Origin of the sequence: Burkholderia sp. CpTa8-5 (assembly GCF_017815045.1) — a bacterium.
Classification (GTDB): domain Bacteria; phylum Pseudomonadota; class Gammaproteobacteria; order Burkholderiales; family Burkholderiaceae; genus Burkholderia; species Burkholderia sola.
Genome location: NZ_JAGIQD010000024.1, coordinates 1 through 21,504, shown reverse-complemented (window position 1 = coordinate 21,504; position 21,504 = coordinate 1). Strand labels below are relative to the sequence as shown.

The window sequence follows — 21,504 nt, the reverse complement described above, 5'->3', positions numbered from 1 at the left end:
GTCGGTCCTCCCGGGCGTTACATGCGGAACACGCCGAAGCGCGTGTCGTCGATCGGCGCGTTCATCGACGCGGCGAGGCCGAGCCCGAGCACGTCGCGCGTCTGCGCGGGGTCGATCACGCCGTCGTCCCACAGCCGGGCGCTCGCGTAATACGGATGGCCCTGGCGCTCGTACTGGTCGCGAATCGGCTGCTTGAACGCATCTTCTTCCTCGGGCGACCACGAACCGCCCTTCGCTTCGATGCCGTCGCGGCGCACGGTCGCGAGCACCGACGCGGCCTGTTCGCCGCCCATCACCGAGATCCGGGCATTCGGCCACATCCACAGGAAACGCGGGCCGAACGCGCGGCCGCACATTCCGTAGTTGCCGGCGCCGAACGAGCCGCCGATGATCACCGTGAACTTCGGCACCTTCGCGTTCGACACGGCCGTCACCATCTTCGCGCCATGCCGCGCGATGCCTTCGTTCTCGTACTTGCGGCCGACCATGAAGCCCGTGATGTTCTGCAGGAACACGAGCGGGATCTTGCGCTGGCAGCACAGCTCGATGAAATGCGCACCCTTCACGGCCGATTCGGAAAACAGGATGCCGTTGTTCGCGACGATCCCCACCGGATGGCCCCAGATGTGCGCGAAGCCGGTGACGAGCGTCGTGCCGAAGCGCGCCTTGAATTCGTCGAATTCGGAATCGTCGACGATGCGCGCGATCACCTCGCGCACGTCGAACGGCTTGCGCGTATCGACCGGAATCACGCCGTACAGGCTCTTCGCGTCGTAGCGCGGCGGCTTCGGCTCGCGCAGCGCGACCGGCGGCGCGATCTTCGGCGCGAGGTGGCCGACGATGTTGCGCGCGATCGACAGCGCGTGCGCGTCGTTCTGCGCGAGATGGTCGGCCACGCCCGACAGGCGCGTATGCACGTCGCCGCCGCCGAGATCCTCGGCGCTCACTTCCTCACCGGTCGCGGCCTTCACGAGCGGCGGCCCGCCGAGGAAAATCGTGCCCTGGTCCTTCACGATGATCGACTCGTCGCTCATCGCCGGCACATACGCGCCGCCGGCCGTGCACGAGCCCATCACGACGGCGATCTGCGCGATCCCCGCCGCCGACATCGTCGCCTGGTTGAAGAAGATGCGGCCGAAGTGATCGCGATCGGGAAACACGTCGTCCTGGTTCGGCAGGTTCGCGCCGCCCGAATCGACGAGGTACACGCACGGCAGCCGGTTTTCCGCGGCGATTTCCTGCGCACGCACGTGCTTCTTCACGGTGATCGGGTAGTAGGTGCCGCCCTTGACCGTCGCGTCGTTGCACACGATCACGCATTCGCGGCCGGCAATGCGGCCGATGCCGGTGATGACGCCCGCGCCCGGCGCGTCGTCGTTGTACATGCCGTTCGCGGCGAGTTGCGAGAACTCGAGGAACGGCGCGCCCGGATCGAGCAGTTGCGCGATGCGATCGCGCGGCAGCAGCTTGCCGCGCGACAGGTGCTTGTCGCGCGCGGCCTGGCCGCCGCCTTGCGCGAGCTGTTCGATCTTCGCGCGCAGGTCGGCGACGACCGCCTCGAGCGCGGCGGCATTCGCGCGGAAGTCTTCCGAACGCGGGTTCAGTTTCGATTCGATGATCGGCATCGACGGGGCTCCGTTCGCGTGACGTAGGGCGTTACATCGTTTCCGCGAACAGCTCGCGGCCGATCAGCATCCGGCGGATCTCGCTCGTGCCGGCGCCGATCTCGTACAGCTTCGCATCGCGCCACAGGCGGCCGACCGGGTATTCGTTGATGTAGCCGTTGCCGCCGAGGATCTGGATCGCCTCGCCGGCCATCCACGTCGCCTTCTCGGCCGTGTAGAGGATCACGCCCGCGCAGTCCTTGCGGACCTGGCGAATGTGGTCGCTGCCCGCCGAGTCGAGATGGCGGCCGACTGCGTACAGGTACGCGCGGCACGCCTGGAACGTGGTGTACATGTCGGCGACCTTGCCCTGGATCAGCTGGAATTCGCCGATCGACTGGCCGAACTGCTTGCGATCGTGGATATACGGCACCACCGCGTCGAGACACGCGGCCATGATGCCCGTCGGGCCGCCCGACAGCACCGCGCGCTCGTAGTCGAGGCCGCTCATCAGCACCTTCACGCCGCCGTTCAACTGGCCGAGGATGTTCTCTTCCGGCACCTCGACGTCCTGGAACACGAGCTCGCCCGTGTGCGAACCGCGCATGCCGAGCTTGTCGAGCTTCTGCGCGACCGAGAAGCCCTTCATCCCCTTCTCGACGATGAATGCGGTGATGCCGCGCGAATTCGCTTCGACGTCCGTCTTCGCGTAGACGACGAGCGTATCGCAGTCGGGGCCGTTGGTGATCCACATCTTCGTGCCGTTGAGCACGTAGCGATCGCCGCGCTTGTCCGCGCGCAGCTTCATGCTGACGACGTCGGAGCCGGCGTTCGGCTCGCTCATCGCGAGCGCGCCGATGTGTTCGCCGGACACGAGCTTCGGCAGGTATTTCTGCTTTTGCGCTTCGGTGCCGTTGCGGTGGATCTGGTTCACGCACAGGTTCGAGTGCGCGCCGTACGACAGGCCGATCGACGCCGATGCGCGCGAGATCTCCTCCATCGCGACCATGTGCGCGGTGTAGCCCAGGTTCGCGCCGCCGTATTCCTCGGAGACGGTCATGCCGAGCACGCCGAGATCGCCGAACTTCTTCCACAGATCCATCGGGAACTGGTCGGTGCGGTCGACCTCCGCCGCGCGCGGCGTGATTTCCTTCGCCGCAAACGTCGCGACGGCGTCGCGCAGCATCTCGATGTCTTCACCGAGCATGAATTGCACGCCGGGCAGGTTGATCATGTCTCCTCCGTCTTCCAGAAAGTGTGTCGTACTCACCGATTTCTGAGTTTCGCTCAAATCGAATGAATACGGGTATTCATTGACCAATACAGCGGAAATTTTGCACAGTTTCGCGCCTCGCCGGGTTCGGCGTCAATAGTTTTCTGAGTGATACTCAGATATGATGCGAGCATGACAGCCGCTCCCGCCGACACCATGACCGCCACCGCCAAAGCCGACCGCGCCGACACGCCGCGCGCACCCGCCGGGCGCAAATCCCAGCAGCGCGTGCAGGACATTCTGCGCGCCGGCCGTGAAGTGTTCGCCGAAAAGGGTTACGAGCATGCGACGGCCGCCGAGATCGCGCAGCGCGTGGGCGTATCGGAGGCGACGGTGTTCAGCTATTTCCGTGGCAAGCGCGAGCTGTGCGCGCGCGTGATCGCCGACTGGTACGACGAAATCATCGCCGCGTTCGAACACGGGATGCCGCGGGACGCATCGGTGCAGCAGCAGTTCGCGTTCATCGTGCGCACGCACCTGCGGCTGATGCTCGTGAACGGGACGGGGCTGTGCGCGCTGGTGCTGTCGGAAGGCCGCGCGAAGCAGCATGCGCTGAGCGACGAACTCACCGCGCTGCAGCGCCGCTACACGGCGCCGCTGATGGACGTGCTCGCGCGCGGCCAGGCGGCCGGGCAGGTTCGCGCGGATCTGCCGCTGAGCCTGCTGCGCTCGATGGTGTTCGGGCCGATGGAGCACGTGCTGTGGGATGCGATCCTCGGGCACCGCAAGCTCGATACGGAAACGACGGCCACGCAGTTGATCGACATGCTGTGGGCCGCGATGCAGCCGCCGGCGCCGGAGCAGGCGGCGTTGGTGCGCTTCAGGAATGAAGTGGCGGAAGCGGTGCGGCGGCTGGAAGGGGAAGCGTCACGCGCGTGACGCGGATGAGCAGCGCGGCGACCGCCTCGCCGCAGCCTCTGCGCCGTCGCTCACGGCGCGGCGCCACTACGAATCCTCGCTGACGCGCAGCGGCGCGCGACTCTGCTCGTTGTTCAAATGCACGAACTTGCGCAACAGCCGCATCAATTCCTGCGAATCATCTTCGCCCATCCCGTCGAACAGCCCGGCACGCAGTTCCTGCACCGACGGAATCAGGTGGGTGAGCAGCTCGACGCCCGCCGGCGTCAACAACAGACGCCGCTGACGCCGCGGCAGCACTTCGCGAACGATCAATCCTTTCGCTTCGAGCCGGACCGCGAGATCCGCGGTGGTCGACGTGTCGAGCGCCACCCGCTGCGCGAGCGTCACCTGGTCGAGCCCCGGATTCTCGTAGAGCATCCGCAGCACCGCGTACTGCACGGGCGTCACGTCCCGGCCCAGCTTCTCGTAGAACATCGCGACCGCGATCTGGTGCGCGCGCCGGATCAGGTGCCCCGGTTCGTCGTACAGGTCGATCGGGAAAGCCGGCAGGTCGGCGGGATTCGTTTTTTCCATGAATGAGTCGATGACATAGGCGGCACACGCCGGTTGCGCGCGCCGTCGGCATGGCGCTGCGTCGCGCCATTTCCCGGGAAAACCAGTATACCGCTCGCCTTGTTTCCGCCAATCTCAATGAGTACACTGAATCTCATTCAGTGTACGGAATGAAGATCGGGCCGCATCCCCGGCGGCACCGTCCCCGAAGGAGACAAAGAACATGTTTCTCAAGAACGCTTGGTACGTGGCGTGCACGCCCGATGAAATCGACGGCAAGCCGCTGGGCCGCAAGATCTGCAACGAATCGATGGTGCTGTACCGCGCGGCGGACGGCCGGGTCGCCGCGCTCGAGGATTTCTGCCCGCATCGCGGCGCGCCGCTGTCACTGGGATTCGTGCGCGACGGCGTGCTCGTGTGCGGCTATCACGGGCTCGAAATGGGGTGCAACGGCAAGACGGCCGGCATGCCGGGCCAGCGCGTCGGCGGTTTCCCGCCGATTCGCAGCTTCCCGGCGGTCGAGCGGTACGGCTTCGTGTGGGTGTGGCCGGGCGACGCGTCCGAAGCCGATCCCGCCAAACTGCCCGCGCTGGCGTGGGCCGAGGATCCGGCCTGGGCGCACGGCGGCGGCCTGTATCACATCCGCTGCGACTACCGGCTGATGATCGACAACCTGATGGACCTCACGCACGAGACCTACGTGCATGCGTCGAGCATCGGCCAGAAGGAAATCGACGAAGCGCCGCCGAAGACGGTGAGCCATGGCGACGAGGTCGTCACGAGCCGCTTCATGGAGAACGTGATGCCGCCGCCGTTCTGGCGGATGGCGCTGCGCGGCAACGGGCTCGCCGACGACGTGCCGGTCGACCGCTGGCAGATCTGCCGCTTCACGCCGCCGAGCCACGTGATGATCGAAGTGGGCGTCGCGCATGCGGGCCACGGCGGCTACGACGCGCCAGCGCACAAGAAGGCGTCGTCGATCGTGGTCGACTTCATCACACCGGAGACCGACACGTCGATCTGGTACTTCTGGGGGATGGCGCGCAACTTCCGGCCAGACGATCGCGCGCTGACCGCCGAGATCCGCGAAGGCCAGGGCAAGATCTTCTCGGAAGATCTCGAGATGCTCGAGCGACAGCAGCGCAATCTCGAGCAGTGGCCCGAGCGCACGCTGCTCAAGCTCAACATCGACGCCGGCGGCGTGCTGTCGCGCAAGGTGATCGACCGGCTGCTCGCCGCCGAAAACGCGGCGAGCCCGCAGCGGCCCGCGATTCCGGTCGCGCAGGTCAGGGAAGCGTCATGAGCGGCGCGACATTGACGGTCCGCGTAGCCCGCAAGTGGCAGGAAGCGCGCGACATCTGCGGCTTCGAATTCGTCAGCGACGACGGCTCGCCGTTGCCGCACTTCGACGCTGGCGCGCATATCGACGTGCATCTGCCGGGCGGGCTCGTGCGCCAGTACTCGCTGTGCAACCACCCGGCGCAACGCGATCGCTATCAGATCGCGGTGCTGCGCGAGGCCGACGGCCGCGGCGGGTCGCGCGCGATTCACGACGAAGTCCGGCAAGGCGATACCGTGCGGATCGGCCTGCCGCGCAATCAATTCCCGCTCGCGCCCGACGCGCCGCACCATCTGTTGCTCGCCGGCGGGATCGGCGTCACGCCGATCCTGAGCATGGCGGAACGGCTGTGCTCGGCCGGCATCCCGTTCGACATGCATTACTGCGCGCGTTCGGCCGATCGCATGGCCTTCGTCGAGCGGATCAATGCGGCCGGGTTTCGCGATCGCGTCCGCTTCCACGTCGACGACGGCGCTCCCGCGCAACGCTTCGATCTGGCTGCTGTGCTGGCCGGCGCGCCCGACGGCACGCATCTGTACGTATGCGGCCCGCGCGGCTTCATGGATGCGGTGCTGAACGCCGCGCGCGAGCGCGACTGGCCCGACGCACGGCTGCACTATGAGTTCTTCGGCGGCGCGGTCGCATCGTCCGGCGCTGATCGTGCATTCCAGGTCAGGATCGCGAGCAGCGGCAAGGTGATCGACGTGCCGGCCGAATGCACGGTGATCGCGGCGCTGGCGGCGAACGGTGTCGACGTGCTGACGTCGTGCGAGCAAGGCGTGTGCGGCACCTGCCTGACCCGCGTGCTCGAAGGCGAGCCCGATCATCGCGATGCGTATCTGACCGACGACGAAAAAGCGGCCGGCGACCAGTTCATGCCGTGCTGCTCGCGATCGCGCACCAACCTGCTGGTGCTCGATCTGTAGATCGGTAGTCGGACCGCCCGACACGCGGCGGCCGACCCCACGATAACGAAGACGATCGATGGTGCTGCAACCCGAACCCGCCCAACCATCGCACGCCGCCCCGCGCCCATCGCTCAGTCAGCTCAATCGGCGAGCCGGCAATGCGACAGCTTCAACCCCGGCAGCACCGGCGCATCGACATAGCCTTCGTTCACGCAACTGAACCGGAACGCCGCCGACGTGACGAACGGCTTGATCTCGCCGCCGGGGAATTTCGGCTTCAGCGCGTCCTGGTCGGCCACGTCGAAATGCGTGTCGAACTGCTCGCCGTCGGCCGTCAGCGCGCCGAAGTACGTGCCGCCCGGGTCGCTGCCCATCCGGATCACGGCGCCGACGAACGTGACGCGCTTGCCGTCGTATTTCGCCTTCGCGGCGGCCATGTCCTGCGTATACGCCTCGATCATCGCGCCGTAGTGCGCGTCGATCGCAGGTTCGGCGTTCGAAGCCGCACACGCGGCCTGGTGAACGCCCGTCAGCAGCGCGCAGGCCGCAAGCGCGGCCGCCGCGAACGGCGCGGAAATCTTCTTCAAGGGTGGTCTCCCGTCTAGCGTGGTGGTTGAAATGATCGAAGCCCGGCGCAACGCCGGCTGAATGCGCTTGCGTCGCTTTAATCGTTCGAATGGCGGTACACGGCTGCGATCACTTCGTCGCCCGCGCGGTCGTGCGCGGTGCGTGGCGTCGCGCCGAGCGCGACGTGACAGGAAGATGACATGGTGCGGCCCCCGGCTCTCTCGTTGAATTTCACTGCGTCTGATTTTGGCCGCTACGGTAGCAGACGGCCGACAGGCCGGCAACCCAGGGCCAAGCGTTGCCCGGTCGCCCCATTACAATTGCAAATGGTTCTCATTACATATATCATGCGCGTCCTGACGCAACGCAACGCCGCGGCCCGCGCCACGATCCTCAGCACTCCTCTTCCCGCCTCGATTCATGCCATCCCGTCGAACGCCCTGCCGTGTCCGGACCCCGCGTCCGTGGCACACGCGCCTGCCTGCCCTGCTCACCCTGTGCGCCGCGACCGGCGCGCATGCGGCCGGCGCCGAACCCGTTGCCCCCGCACCGGCTCCGGCGACCGCCGCCGAACACGAACTCCCGGCGATCAGCGTCAATGCATCGGCCACCGTCGATCCGACGATCGGCTATCAGCCGCGCACGACGAGCATCGCGGGCGGCGACGACCGTCCACTGAAGGAGATTCCGCAATCGGTCGCGGTGGTCAGCAGCAGCGTGATGCAGGACCAGCAGGCGCGCTCGCTCGACGACGTGCTCGGCAACATCAGCGGCGTCACGCAGACGAACACGCTCGGCGGCACGCGCGACGCGTTCATCAAGCGCGGCTTCGGGTCCAACAACGACGGCTCGGTGCTGGTCGACGGCGTGCGCACGCCGGTGCTGCACAGCTATCTCGCGACGATCGATCGCGTCGAAGTGCTGAAGGGCCCCGCTTCGCTGCTGTACGGGATGCAGGACCCGGGCGGCGTGATCAATCTCGTCACGCGCAAGCCGGAAGACACGTTCGGCGGTTCGATCTCCGCGTCGCGCACGAACCACGGCGGCAGCACCGCCCAGTTCGATCTCACGGGGCCGCTCGGCAAACCCGGCCAGATCGCGGGCGGCACGCTCGCATTCCGGCTGACCGGCGAATACGACACCAGCCGCTACTGGCGCAGCTTCGGCCGCGAACGCAATGCGCTGATCGCGCCCGCGCTGTCGTGGCACGACGCGAACACGTCGATCGACGTCAGCTACCAGTACGTCGACTACACGATGCCGTTCGACCGCGGCACCGTGCTCGTCAACGGCCAGCTCGATGATGCGCTGCGCTATCGCCGCTACGAGGAAGCGTGGTCGCAAAGCAGCGGCATCCAGGAAACGCTGCGTACGCGCATCGAGCACCGCTTCTCCGATGCATGGCGCGTACGCGCGACCTACGGCTGGGGCCGCGACCGTTACGACCAATACATCACCCGCGCCACCGCGTTCAACAGCAGGACCGGCGCGCTCACGCGCTCGTCCGATGCGAACCTCGGGCGCAACGATTCGGACCAGATCGCGACGCTCGGCCTGCTCGGCAACGTGACGCTCGCGGGCATGCAACACGCGATCTACGTCGGCGGCGAATACGAGCGGCAGCGCAGCTTCCGCGGCGACACGATCCGCGGCAAGGCGACGACGGGCTTCAATCTCTACGATCCCGCGTACGACCTGCTCGCGCCCGGCGGCGTGCCGAATCCGAAGCAGAGCGATTCGCGCTCGGTCGTGCATGCGTATTCGACGATCGTGCAGGACTCGGTGAAGATCACCGATCGCCTCACTGCGGTCGGCGGGCTGCGCTGGGAAAACTGGCAGCAGGAATCGGGGATGGGCCGGCCGTTCGTGTTCGCCGACCGCTCGCGCGGCAGCGTCTGGCTGCCGCAGTTCGGGCTCGCGTATGCGTTGACGCCGGCGCTGACCGCCTACGCGAACGTGAGCCGGTCGTTCAAGCCGAACGTCGCGTCGAACGTCGCGGCGCCGCTCGCGCCGGAATACGGCCGCGTGCTCGAGGCCGGGCTGAAGTTCAGCCTGAAGCCCGCGATCACGGGCACGCTCGCCGTCTACCAGATCGACAAGCGCAACGTCGCGGTCACGGTTGGCGACATCACGTCGACGATCGGCACCGCGCGCTCGCGCGGGATCGAGCTGGACGTCGCCGGGCAGATCACGCGCCACCTGAGCGTGATCGGCAGCTATGCGTATACGAACGCGAACGATCGCGACAGCAACACGCCGCTCGTCAACGTCGCGCGCCACACGAGCAGCTTGTTCGCGGTGTACGACACGGCCATCGCGAACCTGCCCGGGCGCTGGCGCTTCGGCGGCGGCGCGCGGCTCGTCGGCGCGCGGCCCGGCGACACCGCGAACAGCTTCTCGCTGCCCGGCTACGTGACCGTCGACGCGTTCGCGGCGTACGAAACGACGATCGGCAAGTTCCCGACCCGCTTCCAGCTCAACGTGAAGAACCTGCTCGACAAGACCTACTATCCGTCGAGCAGCAGCAACCTCATCGTCGCGGTCGGCGAGCCGCGGCTCGTCACGCTGACGACGACGGTATCGTTCTGACGGCCTGACGCGCTCACGGACGCCAGCGATACACGACGATGCTCGAGCCGTTGTAGTTGTCCTTCGTGATCACGTATTCGCCGGTCGAGCGCAGGTACGCCTGCACGCCGTACATCGAGTCGACGTCGTTGCCGACGTCCATCGCCGACGCGTTCGAGTTCGTCAGCGTCGTGACGAGCGCGCCGGTGTTCAGGTCGAATACGTCGATGTTCGGCACGGTGTGCACATAGCCGACGAACAGGTAGTGGCCGGCCGCCGCGATCGATTTCGGGTTCGCGCTCGTCAGGTTGATCACCGGGTTCGGGGTGCTCGTGTTGCCGTTCTTCCAGCCGCGATAGACCTCGATGTGCCCGTTCATCGCGGTCCAGTCCCAGTTGCCCGCGAGGCCCTGCGCGAGGATCATCGTGTCGCTGTCGGCCTGGTAGAGGATGCGCGTCACGGGCGCCACGCTGCTCGGCACGGCCGTCGTCACCGGCTTGCCCCATGACGGCTTGCCGGTCGCGTCGAAGCCCGTCATCGGGTAGCGCGTGATCACGTTGGAGCCGTTCAGTCCGGCCCACACGTCGCCGTTGCCGTCGATGTCGAAGCCGGCCGTCACCTGCAGCGTCGTGTTGAACGGCTTGCCGGGCAGCGAGCCGGCCGGAATCGCGATATAGCCGCTCGCGGTGTTGAAGTAATAGAAGTTGAAGTTGCCCGGATTCTGGCCCGACGCGACGAGGATCCGGTTGCCGCCGACGGTCACGAGCTGGCCGAAGTGCTGGCCGCGCTGATAGTCGTTCATGTCGAGGCGCGGGTCCTTCGGATAGGTGAACGGGTCGATCGTGTTCGCGACGAACGTGCCGCCCGCGGTGCCTGTGTACACGTTGTTGCCGCTGAAGAACAACGCGCCGTCGGTCGCGGGATCGGGCGCGGCGATGCCCTCGAAGTTCAGCGCCTGCAGCTTCCATTGCAGCGTGCCGACCGGGCTGTACGAATGCAGATCGGTGCTGCCGTTGCGGCCGAGATCCCAGCCGCCGCCCCACGCGTTGTTCAGCACGTACAGGTTGCCGGCCGCATCCTTGCCGAGCGCCGCGACGCGCGTGAAGCGCTTGTCGCCGACCTGCCCCTTGATGCCCGTCGTCGTGTCGAGATAGCCGCCCTGCACGCCGAACGTACCGACCTGCACCGGCATCCCGGGCAGCCCGCCGTACACCTTGATGTTCATGTCGGGCCCTTCGTCGCCCACCATCAACCGGCCCATCGGCGCATCGAAGTACAGCGACGCCGGCCGCGCGCCGGCCGCCATCTGGAGCGTGTTCATCGCCGCACCGGTCGCGCTGAACTGCGCGACGACGCCCGCGCTCTTGCGCGCGACCCACAGGTTGCCGGCCGCATCGAGCGCCAGCGCGCCGGGGCCCGTGACGCCGATGTCGCGCTGCCACACGCCGTCGGTCGTATAGACGCGCACGCGGTTGCCGTAGAAGTCGCTCACGTACAGCAGGTTGCCGCCCGTCGCGAGGCCCGTGATCACGTCCGCATACTGGATGCCCGTCCACGTGCTGACCGGGATGCGCAGGTCGCGCTGGTTCGTGCTGCGGTTGTAGCGACCCACCGAGCCGCTGCCGAACGTGCGGTTGTAGCCGAGCGCGACGAACAGCGACGTCGAATTGCCGGTGATCGCGCCGCCGTGGAATTCGTCGTGGATGCCGATCGTGCCGAGCGGCTGGCCGTTCTGGTAGATCGCGACGCCGCCCGCGTTCTCGTCCCAGCGCGACGCCGTGTAGATCACGCCTTCGGGCGCGACCCACATCGAGCGCGCGCCGTTGCCGACGTGCGAGGCCAGCGTGCCGTACGTGTTCGCGAGCCAGTCGGTCGAGTACTGCGCCTGCGCGTGGCTTGCCGGCGCCAGCAGCGCGATGCACATTCCGAGCAACGCCGCTCGGATTTGTTTCATTGACATGAATAATGCTCCCAGACGAACAATGGTCGACACTGTAAATCGCGGCGCATGAAATATTGGTGATTCCGGCAAATGCGCATTCGCCGTCCCCCGAATTATTCACTCCACGCCTTTTGGCGTCTGGCGCTTTTTCGTCAACGATCGAAAAATCTTCGAAACCGCGCCGCGACGACCTGCCAGCCGCACGATTCCGGCGCATTCCCCGGCACTTTCTTCCGGGTCATCCAATACAAATACGTCATTTTTTCTGACATGCCGTATTGCCTTTTCATCCCGGAATTCTTTTCGATTATTACAAATCGAAATTAAAATGAAAGAGAAAAATTATTGTGCGGCGCGATCGGCTTTTCGCGATTTCGGGCACGGAAGGGAAAACAGGAAGGAAAGAGGAATGCGGAGGGGAAGGCCGCGCGCCGGCCGTACCGGCACGCGGCGGCGATGTTCAGTTCGCCGGATCGAGCGTCGGGCCGTCCCAGCCGTCGACGTATTTCGGCAGCGCATCGACGACGTCGAGCACGCGTTGCCGGTAAAACAGGTGCATCGTCGGCTGCAGGTCGCCCGGCAATGGCCCGCCGTGCGCCCGCGCGGTCAGGCTGTTCGGCACGACACGCATGCCGAGCCGGTTCGTCCCGAACACGATCTCGCCGCACGCTGCGCACCACGTGCGCGCCATCGACTTCGACGGGTGCGGAAACGTCGCGTGGCCGCCGTCGATCGTCACCTGCTCCGGCGGCCATGCGGTCGCGGACAGCATCGGCGTGCCGTAGAAATCGCGGCAGGTCGCGCAATGACAGGTCGCCCGCGCGGCCGGCTAGCCGCGCAGCGTGACGGTCACGGCACCGCACAGGCAGCGCGCGGAAAGCGTTCGGGTCATGTCGTCTCCTCGAAAAGGGAGGCGACAGTATAGGAGCATGCATGCAACGGGGCTCACCTCGGCCGCGGGCCCCGTTGCACGCGCAACGACCGTGCGTCAGAACTTCTGGCGCAGCCCGAGGCTCACGATCGCCTGCGAGCGCGAATCGGACGAGTGACCGTTCGCCTTGTCGGACACCGATGCGGTCGCGGCCACCGGTCGGCCGAGCGCGTCGAGCGTCGTGCCGGACGCATGCTGGTACGCGCCGAGCAGATACACGCTGGTGCGCTTCGACAGGTCGTAGACGGCGCCGAGCGTGACGTTGTGATACTGCGCGCGGTTGTCGATGCCGTCGACGTCGCTGCCGCGCGTGTAGCTGTAGCCGGCGAACAGTTGCGTCTGCGGCTGCACGTTCCAGCGCGTGAACACGCCCGCGACGTTGAACGTCGCATGCCCGGAGAACAGCGACTGCGCGCCGCTGCGGTACTGCACGTTGCTGTAGTTCACCCCGACGACGGCCGGACCGAAGTCGTACGTCGCGCCGGTCGCGATCACCTGCTGCGACTGCGCGCTCGCATAGCCTTCGTTGATCGACGAATTGAACAGGCCGTCGTCGGTGCTCTGCCACTTGCCCGCCGTCGGATCGGTCGCGCCCGTCTTGCTGTTGTCCGAGCGCTCGTAGCCGACGCCCACGCGCAGCGGCCCGGCCGCGTACGCGGCGCCGACGCTCCACGTGTTGCGCTGCTTCATGCTGCCCGGCTGGCCGCCGAAGCCGTACAGTGCGCCGAACGTGAAGCCCGCGTAGTTCGCGCTCGTGTACTTGATCGAACTGTCGACGCGCGCGGTCTGGTCGAGATCGTCGATGTCGCCCGGGTGCGCGCCGAAGCCGCCGATGAACGACGACGGGCCGACCGGACTCACGAAGTCGTCGAGCGACGTGTATTGGCGGCCGAGCGTGATCGTGCCGTAGCGGTCGCTGCCGACGCCGACGAACGCCTGCCGGCCGAACTGGCGGCCGCCCTGGCCCGACGTGCCGTTGGTGATGTCGAAGCCGTTCTCGAGGACGAACAGCGCGCGCATCCCGCCGCCGAGACCCTCGGAACCCTTGATGCCCCAGCGGCTGCCGGACAGGTTGCCGGTCGTGAGCCCGACGCTCGAATGCCCGGTGTACGCGCCGGCCGAGCCGACCCGTTCGTTGCTGCGATAGGTCACGCCCGCGTCGACGATGCCGTACAGCGTGACGGAGCTTTGCGCGGCGGCGACACCGGCGAGCGAGAGCAGCAGCGGCGCTGCGATCAGTTGCTTGTTCATGGTTGGTTGTCTCCGGGCGGTGAACCCGTTGTTCTGGCTGGCTGTGGCGAGTAGCGCGCACGGACGCCGACATCCGCCGGCGGTGCGAGACCGGCGACGTCCGCGCGCGACGACGGGCGGGCATGCCCGCTGCGGCCGGTATGGTAGTTGGAACCGGTTCCTTTCCAAAGCGGAATAATGACAACAGTTTCTTGTCAAAATTGAGATAGTCTGAGACCGGCCGGGAGCGCGGTCGCCGCGCCTGTACAGCGCGGGGCGACGCGGACGATAATCGGCTGCGCGCCTTCAACCGGGAACTCCTTCATGCGTGAAACGACCCTGCTGATCTTCGCCGCTGTCGCGTTCGTCGGCATCGCGACGCCCGGCCCGACCGTGCTGCTCGCGCTGACCAACGGCTCGCGCTACGGCGTGCGCCGCGCGGCCTACGGTTTCGCGGGCGCGATGCTGTCCGACTTCGTGCTGATCGTCGCGGTCGCGCTCGGCCTCGGCGCGCTGCTGATGGCGTCGGCGTTCTGGTTCTCGGTCGTGAAGTGGCTCGGCGCCGCCTATCTCGCGTATGTCGGCATCCGGCTGCTGATGTCGAAGGGATCGCTCGATGTCGCGGCGGCGCAGCGCGGCGCGGGTACGGCGTCCGAACGCAACGCGTCGATCTTCGCGAAAAGCTTCCTGACCGCGGTGACGAACCCGAAGGGTTATCTGTTCTTCTCCGCGTTCCTGCCGCAGTTCCTCGATCCATCCGCGCCGCTCGCGCCGCAGTACGTCGCGCTCGCCCTCACGTTCGCGCTGCTCGACGGCGTCGTGATGTTCGGCTACGCGCTGCTCGGCGCACGCGCGGTGCGGCTGCTGAAGCGCTCGGGCGCGCTGTGGCTCGAACGCACGTGCGGCGCGATGCTGCTCGCGCTCGCCGGTTCGCTCGCGCTGTACCGGCGCCATGCCGCGTAGGCGCCCGGTTCGATGAGAGTCGCCGCGCCGCCGGGCGCCGGATTCCCCGGCCTGTCGCTCCGGCAACTCGAACGCGCGGACCTCGACGCGTGGTACGCGTACCTGTCGAACCCCGACGTTTTCCGCCACACGAGCTGGAACCTGCGCTCGCCCGACGATCTGCTGCCGCTGTTCGACAACATCGAATCGACCGATCCCGATTCGATCCGGCGTCTCGCGATCGTCGACACCGCTTCGGGCGCACTCGCCGGGACGGTCGGGTTGCATACGGTGTCCACCGTGAACCGTTCGGCGGAGATCGCGTACGACCTCGCGCCATCGCACTGGGGGCGCGGCATCGCGAGCGCGGTGTGCGACGCCGTCACCGCGTGGGCATTCGACGAAGGCGGCTTCAACCGCATGCAGGCCGTCGTGCTGACCCGCAACGCGGGCTCCGCGCGCGTGCTGCAGAAGTGCGGCTACCGCTACGAAGGGCTGCTGCGCGCCTACAAGATGGTGCGCGGCACGCCGGGCGATTTCGCGATGTACGCGCGGCTCGCGACCGACTGACGCGCCACCGCGCCGCGCGTCACGCGCCGATGCCGCGACGCAATTGGACGCCCCGCGCCGAATTGGCGACAATCGCCGTTCCCCACATCGCCTTGCCGCCATGAAAATCGCCGCGCTGTCCGACATCCACGGCAATCTCGCCGCGCTCGACGCGGTGCTCGACGACGTCCGCCGCCGCGGCGCCGACGTGATCGTCAACCTCGGCGACATCCTGTCGGGCGCGCTCCATCCGGCCGAGACGGCCGATCGCCTGATCGCGCTCGACCTGCCGACCATCAAGGGCAATCATGAACGGCAACTGCTGACGCACGAGCGCGACGCGATGGGACTGTCGGATCGCTGGGCGCATGACACGCTGCGCGCCGACCACCGCACGTGGATCGCCGCGCTGCCCGAACGCCTGACGCTCGACGGCGACGTGCTGATGGTGCACGGCACGCCGGCCAGCGACCTCGTCTATTTCCTCGAAACCGTCACGCCCGACGGCTGCCGCGCGGCCACGCCCGACGAAATCGCGCAACGCGCCGGCGACACGGCGGCCTCGCTGATCCTGTGCGGCCACACGCACGTGCCGCGCACCGCGAAGCTCGACGACGGCCGGCTGATCGTCAATCCGGGCAGCGTCGGGCTGCAGGCGTACGCGGACGGCCTGCCGCATCCGCACCGCATCGAGACGGGCTCGCCGCATGCGCGCTACGCGACGGTGTCGCGCACGGCGGCCGGCTGGAACGTCGAATTCCATGCGGTCGAATACGACTGGCACACGGCCGCCGCGATCGCGGCGTCGCGCGGACGCGACGACTGGGCGGTCGCGCTGCGCACCGGCCGCTGCTGACGCGCGCGTCCCGGCTCGTCATCCGCCCCTCGCGCGGCTTCGACGCCTGCAACACCAGCGCATCACCCCGCGTTCCTCAGCGTCAGCCGCGCTTCGAGCCCGCCGCCGTCCGTCCGGTTGTTCAGCGTGAGCGTGCCGCCCATCGCAAGCGCGAGTTGCCGCGCGATCGCGAGGCCGAGCCCCGTGCCGCCCGTATCGCGATTGCGCGACGTCTCCACGCGCCTGAACGGCTCGAACACCGCGTCGAGCTGATCGTCCGGAATGCCGGGCCCGCGGTCGAGCACCGCGATCACCGCGCCGCCGTCCGGCGCCGCCCGCACGTCGATCTCGGCCGTGCCCGCGAACTTCAGTGCGTTGTCGACGAGGTTGCCGACGATGCGGCGCAGCGCCTTCGGCCGCGTGACGAGCGCGAGCGGCGCATGGCTGTGCAGCGCGACGTCCTGCCCCGCATCCGTGTAGTCGTACACGATGCTGTCGAGCAGCGCATCGAGATCGATGCGGCGCGCGGCTTCCTCGGTGCCGTGCAGCGTGCGCGCATACGCGACGCCCTCCTTCACCAGATGCTCCATCTCCAGCAGGTCCTGGCGCAGCTTCGCGCCCTGCGTGTCGTCGTCCATCACGTCGACGCGCAGCCGCATCCGCGTGATCGGCGTCTGCAGATCGTGCGAGATCGACGCGAGGATCTGCATGCGTTCGGCCATGTACTGCGCGATGCGGTCCTGCATCGCGTTGAACGCCCGCGCGGCGCGCGCGACTTCCGACGGCCCGTCTTCGTTCAGCCGCTCGCCCTTCAGGTCCGGCCCGAGCGCGTCGGCGGCCTGCGCGAGCTGCTTGAGCGGCCGCGTCGCGAGCCGCACCGCGAGCCAGCAGCACGCGGCCAGCACCGCGAGCTGCACCACGAGCACGGCCGGCAGCCAGCCCGACAGCGGCACCGTCGACATCGGATGGATGTCGATCGTCAGCGGCGAGCCGTCGGTCAGCCGCAGATGCACCTGCAGATGTTCGCTGTCGCCGGGGATCGAATTCGCGGTCAGCGGATAGTCGCCGCCGATGCCGTCCGAGATCGAGCGCTCGACGCGCGCCGACAGCCGCGCTTCCGGCGGCGTGCCGGTTTGCCCGGGCCCGAGGATGAACGCATAGCTGCGCCGCGCAAGGCGCGGCAGCCACGCAGCGCGCTCGGCGGGCGGCAGATGGTCGAGCAGTGCGACCGAGCTGGCGACCTCGCGCTCGATGTAGCCCATCATCAGGTTCGTGGTCGCCTGGTCGCGCTCGGTCACGGTGAGCCAGAACGACAGCGTCTGCGCGAGCGCGAGGCCCACGCACAGGATCAGCGCGAGCCGCGCGAACAGCGAACGCGGCCAATGCCACGGCGTGCGCGCGCTCATGGCGTACCGTCGACGGCGGTGACGGTCGACGAGAACACGTAGCCCTCGTTGCGCAGCGTCTTGATGTAGCGCGGTTCGCGCGCGCCGTCGCGCAGACGCTGGCGCAACCGGCTCACGAGCAGGTCGATCGAGCGGTCGAACGGGTCGGACTGCCGCCCTTGCGTGAGATTCAGCAACTGGTCGCGCGTCAGCACGCGCTGCGGGTTGTCGAGAAACACGCGCAGCAGCCGGTATTCGGCGCCGCTGAGCGCGACCAGCGTCCCTTCGGCGTCGAGCAGGTGGCGCCCGGTCGTGTCGAGTTGCCATTCGCCGAACGCGAGCAGCGCGGCCGTTTCCGTCACCTGCATGCCGGGCGGCAGCATGCGCGCGCGGCGCAGCACCGAGCGGATCCGCGCGAGCAGCTCGCGCACCGCGAACGGCTTGGCCAGGTAGTCGTCGGCGCCCATCTCGAGGCCGATGATGCGGTCGGTTTCCTCGCCGCGTGCGGTCAGCATCAGCACCGGCACCGTGCGGAACTTGCCGGCGCGCAGGTCGCGGCACAGCGTCAGGCCGTCCTCGCCGGGCAGCATCAGGTCGAGCACGATCAGGTCGGGCGCGCCGTCGTCCAGCACGTTGCGCATCTCTCGGCCGTTCGCGGCGAGCGACACGCGCATGCCGTTTTTCTCGAGGTAGTCCGCGATCAGTTCGCGGATCGCGCGATCGTCGTCGACGATCAGCACGTGGTCGATCTTGTCCATGAGTCGGGGGCGGTATCGGGGTTCGGGCGGGCGATGTCCGCTTTTATACCGCACGGCGGGCACGCGTTTGTATCCCAATGTATCGCGCAACCGCGACGACACACAACATTGCACACGCGCGACGGGCCGGACACATCGCAGATACGTCGGCGCCGCCTAATGGGGCCTGTCGAAACACGTCGGGCCGCCGCCCTCGCGCCGCGGCCCCAAAGATCAGGAGAACGCCATGCTGCCCCGACTCAAGACCGCCGCCCTCGTCCTCGCCCTCGCCGCCACGGCCGGGCTCGCCGCGTTCGCCGGCACCCGCGACGACGCAGGCATCCAGGCGTCGCCGGCCGGCATGGCGGCGCCCGCTTTCACCGGCATCGACCGCTGGCACAACAGCCCGCCGCTGACGCTCGACCAGTTGCGCGGCAAGGTCGTGCTCGTCGATTTCTGGACGTACTCGTGCATCAACTGCATTCATACGATCCCGTACGTGAACGACTGGTATCGGAAATATCGCGACCAGGGGCTCGTCGTGGTCGGCGTGCATACGCCGGAATACCCGTTCGAACGCGACGCGAAGAACGTCGCCGATGCGATCAAGCGCTTCGACATCCGCTATCCGGTCGCGCAGGACAACCACTACGACACGTGGCGCGCGTACGGCAACCAGTACTGGCCCGCGCTGTACCTGATCGATGCGAACGGCAAGATCGTCTATACGCGGTATGGCGAGGGCGGATACGACAAGACGGAGGCAGCGATTCGGAGCGCCCTCGCGCAGGCGGGCGAAGAGGCGAAGGGTTCGACGCGCACGCAGTGACCGGTGCGGCGTGCGGGCGCGATGCTCGCCCGCACGCCGTGGCTCTCATACGCTCAAGTGCGCTTCGCGTCGGCTTCGGCCAGCATCGCTTCCCCGATCGCGCGCTTCCCGTCCGCGACCAGCGCTTCGCCGGCGCCGCGGATATCGGCCTCGGCCTTGTTCTGCCCGAGCTTGCGCTTGCCGACGAACCGCGTGATCTCGATCTGCAGCCCGACGATCGATTGCAGCATCGTGTCGATATAGTCCTTCGGCGCGTCGCCCATCTTCCACGGCACCGGCTGCGACGCCTCGTGCGTGCGCGTCAGCCGTGCGACCACGCCGCGCACGAACTTCTCGTCGTCGCGCACCGTGATGCGGCCGTACGCATGCACGACGCGGTAGTTCCACGTCGGCACCTGCCGGTGCGCGACGTGCTTGCTCGGATACCCGTTCGGCGAAATGTACGCGTCGCCGGCGCGGAAGATCACGAGCACCTCGTCGCCGTCCGCGACGTCCTGCCAGACCGGATTCGCGCGCGCGACGTGCGCATGCAGTTCGCCGAGCCCGCCGTCGTCGGGCATCAGCTCGAACGGAAGGTGGTTCGCGTCGAGCCCGCTCCTGCCGTGCGTGATCAGGCTGCCGAACGGGTGCTGCACGATCAGTTCGCGCAGCACGTCGGGATTGGGTTCGTTGAAATCGGCGGGGACGTACATGTCGGCTCCACAGTCGTGCGGGGTGGGAATGGGTGCGGGCGTTGGCCCGTCATGCGTCGATTGTGAGCCGAAACTGGTTTATTCTGTAGAGCCGGTTTGACACAATTTTAGAAGACCAGAATCATGGCAAGAACGGCCCGGATCGTCGAAATCCCGTCGCTCGGCACGCTCGACCGCGCGGCCGGCGACCTGAGCCGCCAGCTCGCGCAGGCGCTGCGCGACGCGGTGCGCAGCGGCGACGTCCGGCCCGGCGACGCGCTGCCGTCCACGCGGTTGCTGGCGGCATCGCTGCAGGTCGCCCGCGGTACCGTCGTCGACGCGTATGCGCAACTCATCGCCGAAGGCTTTCTCGAATCGCGCGGCGGCGCGGGCACGCGGGTCGCGAACGCACTCGCGGAACCGCCGCCCGTCGACGAACCCGCTCCCGCTGACAGCCGCCAGCACCCGGCGCGCGACGGCCTGCCCGAGCCGGCCGCCACCTTCGCGCGGATCGCCCGCGAATTCAGTCCGCTGCCGGCCATGCCGTTCGCGATCTCGGTGCCGGTCGGCCTCACCGCGCCCGACGACATCTGGCGCCGGCTCGGCAATCGCCTGCGCGCCCGCGGCGCCGGCGCGCCGTCCGGCTATGCCGACCCGCAAGGCGCGCTGCCGCTGCGCGAAGCGATCGCCGATTACGTGCGCCGGTCGCGCTCGGTGCGCTGCGATGCGAGCCAGGTCGTGATCACGAGCGGCACGCAGCAAGGGCTGCATCTCGCGAGCCAGGTGCTGCTCGGCGCAAACGACCGCGCGTGGGTCGAGAATCCGGCCTATCGCGGCATCACCGCGCTGCTCGACAGCACCGGGCGACGCGATGCGATGGTGCGCGTGCCGGTCGACGCGGACGGCCTCGACGTCGACGCCGGCATCCGCGTCGCCCCCGATGCGCGCGCCGCATTCGTCACGCCGTCGCACCAGTACCCGCTCGGCATGCCGTTGAGCATGGCGCGGCGCAATGCGCTGCTGGCATGGGCGCGCGCGCATCGCGCCTGGGTCGTCGAAGACGACTACGACAGCGAATTGCGCTACGAAGGCTATCCGTTCCCGTCGCTGCAAGGTCTCGCGCCCGACCGCGTGATCTATCTCGGCACCTTCAGCAAGATCCTGTTTCCGTCGCTGCGGCTCGGCTACGTGATCGCCCCCGACGATCTCGTACCCGCGTTCTGCGGCGCGCGCGTGCTGATGGACCGCCATGCGCCCACCGCCGACCAGCACGTGCTCGCCGCGTTCATCGCCGAAGGTCATCTCGATCGCCACATCCGTCGCGTGCGCGGCGTCTATGCGGAACAGCGCGCGCTGCTGATCGCCACGCTCGGCGCGCGCCTGCCGCGCGAACGCGCGTGGGTACAGCCGGGCGACCAGGGGATGCACGTCGTGCTGTGGCTCGCGCAAGGGATCGACGATCTCGACGTGGTCGCGCGCGCCGCCCGGGCCGGTGTCGCGGTGCGTGCGGTGTCGCCGATGTTCGCGCCCGGCACGGCGCGCGCCGGGCTCGTGCTCGGCTTCGGCGGGTTCGACCGCGCGCAGATGGAAGCGGCCGCGCAGCGGCTCGCGGACGTCGTTTCGTCGGCGGAATAGCGGCCCCGCGCGCGGTAAAAGGTTCGCGGCGGGCAACAAACGTAATCGTCTGTAAATCCTGCAAGCAAACGGTAATGCCGTTCAGTTAAGCGACCGAAGGGCATTTTTGTTTTGTGGAAGGAGTGGTTGTAAACGTTGCGCTGAGA

The 21,504-nt window shown here is 67.7% G+C and carries 18 protein-coding genes and 1 pseudogene; 9 read left to right on the top strand and 10 right to left on the bottom strand.

Annotated features, from left to right (window positions below; translation table 11 throughout):
* Positions 1 to 17: 17 nt before the first annotated feature.
* Both J8I35_RS27400 and J8I35_RS27395 read right to left on the bottom strand, forming a co-directional pair.
* Positions 18 to 1,625 carry a carboxyl transferase domain-containing protein gene (locus tag J8I35_RS27400; protein ID WP_050016221.1) on the bottom strand — a complete coding sequence of 536 codons (1,608 nt, stop codon included), beginning with the start codon at positions 1,623 to 1,625 and terminating at the stop codon, positions 18 to 20.
* A 31-nt stretch (positions 1,626 to 1,656) separates the two neighbouring features.
* Positions 1,657 to 2,838 carry an isovaleryl-CoA dehydrogenase gene (locus J8I35_RS27395; RefSeq protein WP_124556307.1) on the bottom strand — a complete coding sequence of 394 codons (1,182 nt, stop codon included), beginning with the start codon at positions 2,836 to 2,838 and terminating at the stop codon, positions 1,657 to 1,659.
* 171 nt (positions 2,839 to 3,009) lie between these two features.
* On the opposite strand from J8I35_RS27395, the gene J8I35_RS27390 reads away from it, so the two are divergent.
* Complete coding sequence (locus J8I35_RS27390) at positions 3,010 to 3,756, top strand: TetR/AcrR family transcriptional regulator (RefSeq protein ID WP_050016225.1); 747 nt, start codon at positions 3,010 to 3,012, stop codon at positions 3,754 to 3,756.
* Between the two features lie 66 nt (positions 3,757 to 3,822).
* Here the strand turns inward: J8I35_RS27390 and J8I35_RS27385 are convergent, their stop codons facing one another.
* Positions 3,823 to 4,311, bottom strand: a complete 489-nt coding sequence (locus J8I35_RS27385; protein ID WP_050016226.1) for a MarR family winged helix-turn-helix transcriptional regulator — start codon at positions 4,309 to 4,311, stop codon at positions 3,823 to 3,825.
* 202 nt (positions 4,312 to 4,513) lie between these two features.
* Between J8I35_RS27385 and J8I35_RS27380 the strand changes: the two genes are divergently transcribed.
* Together J8I35_RS27380 and J8I35_RS27375 are read left to right on the top strand one after the other, a co-directional pair.
* On the top strand, positions 4,514 to 5,593 hold the full coding sequence (locus J8I35_RS27380) for an aromatic ring-hydroxylating dioxygenase subunit alpha (protein ID WP_050016227.1): 1,080 nt from the start codon (positions 4,514 to 4,516) through the stop codon (positions 5,591 to 5,593).
* Positions 5,590 to 6,555, top strand: coding sequence for a PDR/VanB family oxidoreductase (locus J8I35_RS27375; protein WP_209927844.1), 966 nt, complete (start codon positions 5,590 to 5,592; stop codon positions 6,553 to 6,555). The genes J8I35_RS27380 and J8I35_RS27375 overlap by 4 nt, the downstream gene beginning before the upstream one ends.
* Before the next feature lie 122 nt (positions 6,556 to 6,677).
* Here the strand turns inward: J8I35_RS27375 and J8I35_RS27370 are convergent, their stop codons facing one another.
* On the bottom strand, positions 6,678 to 7,124 hold the full coding sequence (locus J8I35_RS27370) for a hypothetical protein (RefSeq protein ID WP_050016231.1): 447 nt from the start codon (positions 7,122 to 7,124) through the stop codon (positions 6,678 to 6,680).
* 400 nt (positions 7,125 to 7,524) lie between these two features.
* On the opposite strand from J8I35_RS27370, the gene J8I35_RS27365 reads away from it, so the two are divergent.
* The gene (locus tag J8I35_RS27365; RefSeq protein WP_209927842.1) at positions 7,525 to 9,693 is read left to right on the top strand and encodes a TonB-dependent siderophore receptor; all 2,169 of its coding nucleotides are present in this window, start codon (positions 7,525 to 7,527) and stop codon (positions 9,691 to 9,693) included.
* Between the two features lie 13 nt (positions 9,694 to 9,706).
* Here J8I35_RS27365 and J8I35_RS27360 read toward each other — a convergent pair whose 3' ends face one another.
* The 3 genes and pseudogenes from J8I35_RS27360 to J8I35_RS27350 all read right to left on the bottom strand — a co-directional run bounded on the left by J8I35_RS27360 (position 9,707) and on the right by J8I35_RS27350 (position 13,796).
* Positions 9,707 to 11,632, bottom strand: coding sequence for an SMP-30/gluconolaconase/LRE-like region family protein (locus J8I35_RS27360; RefSeq protein WP_050016234.1), 1,926 nt, complete (start codon positions 11,630 to 11,632; stop codon positions 9,707 to 9,709).
* 442 nt (positions 11,633 to 12,074) lie between these two features.
* Positions 12,075 to 12,506, bottom strand: a pseudogene (locus J8I35_RS27355) (GFA family protein).
* 96 nt (positions 12,507 to 12,602) lie between these two features.
* Positions 12,603 to 13,796 carry a porin gene (locus J8I35_RS27350; RefSeq protein WP_209927840.1) on the bottom strand — a complete coding sequence of 398 codons (1,194 nt, stop codon included), beginning with the start codon at positions 13,794 to 13,796 and terminating at the stop codon, positions 12,603 to 12,605.
* Positions 13,797 to 14,099: 303 nt separating this feature from the next.
* Here J8I35_RS27350 and J8I35_RS27345 point away from each other — a divergent pair, with 303 nt between their 5' ends.
* From J8I35_RS27345 to J8I35_RS27335, 3 genes are all read left to right on the top strand, one after another.
* Entirely contained in the window at positions 14,100 to 14,738 is a 639-nt protein-coding gene (locus J8I35_RS27345) for a LysE family translocator (RefSeq protein WP_209927838.1), read from the top strand.
* Between the two features lie 12 nt (positions 14,739 to 14,750).
* Positions 14,751 to 15,287, top strand: coding sequence for a GNAT family protein (locus J8I35_RS27340; protein ID WP_124556302.1), 537 nt, complete (start codon positions 14,751 to 14,753; stop codon positions 15,285 to 15,287).
* A gap of 100 nt (positions 15,288 to 15,387) precedes the next feature.
* Positions 15,388 to 16,122 (top strand): metallophosphoesterase family protein, encoded by a 735-nt coding sequence (locus J8I35_RS27335; protein WP_209927836.1) that lies wholly within the window; start codon positions 15,388 to 15,390, stop codon positions 16,120 to 16,122.
* A 62-nt stretch (positions 16,123 to 16,184) separates the two neighbouring features.
* Here the strand turns inward: J8I35_RS27335 and J8I35_RS27330 are convergent, their stop codons facing one another.
* Positions 16,185 to 17,507 (bottom strand): ATP-binding protein, encoded by a 1,323-nt coding sequence (locus J8I35_RS27330; protein WP_050016244.1) that lies wholly within the window; start codon positions 17,505 to 17,507, stop codon positions 16,185 to 16,187.
* Positions 17,504 to 18,244, bottom strand: a complete 741-nt coding sequence (locus J8I35_RS27325; RefSeq protein WP_050016245.1) for a response regulator — start codon at positions 18,242 to 18,244, stop codon at positions 17,504 to 17,506. Before J8I35_RS27325 ends, J8I35_RS27330 begins: the two co-directional genes overlap by 4 nt.
* A gap of 226 nt (positions 18,245 to 18,470) precedes the next feature.
* On the opposite strand from J8I35_RS27325, the gene J8I35_RS27320 reads away from it, so the two are divergent.
* Complete coding sequence (locus J8I35_RS27320) at positions 18,471 to 19,052, top strand: thioredoxin family protein (RefSeq protein WP_050016247.1); 582 nt, start codon at positions 18,471 to 18,473, stop codon at positions 19,050 to 19,052.
* A gap of 53 nt (positions 19,053 to 19,105) precedes the next feature.
* On the opposite strand, the gene J8I35_RS27315 is transcribed toward J8I35_RS27320, so the two are convergent.
* The gene (locus J8I35_RS27315; RefSeq protein WP_050016249.1) at positions 19,106 to 19,744 is read right to left on the bottom strand and encodes an FMN-binding negative transcriptional regulator; all 639 of its coding nucleotides are present in this window, start codon (positions 19,742 to 19,744) and stop codon (positions 19,106 to 19,108) included.
* A 123-nt stretch (positions 19,745 to 19,867) separates the two neighbouring features.
* Here J8I35_RS27315 and J8I35_RS27310 point away from each other — a divergent pair, with 123 nt between their 5' ends.
* Complete coding sequence (locus J8I35_RS27310) at positions 19,868 to 21,358, top strand: PLP-dependent aminotransferase family protein (RefSeq protein ID WP_209927834.1); 1,491 nt, start codon at positions 19,868 to 19,870, stop codon at positions 21,356 to 21,358.
* The last annotated feature ends 146 nt before the right edge of the window (positions 21,359 to 21,504 follow it).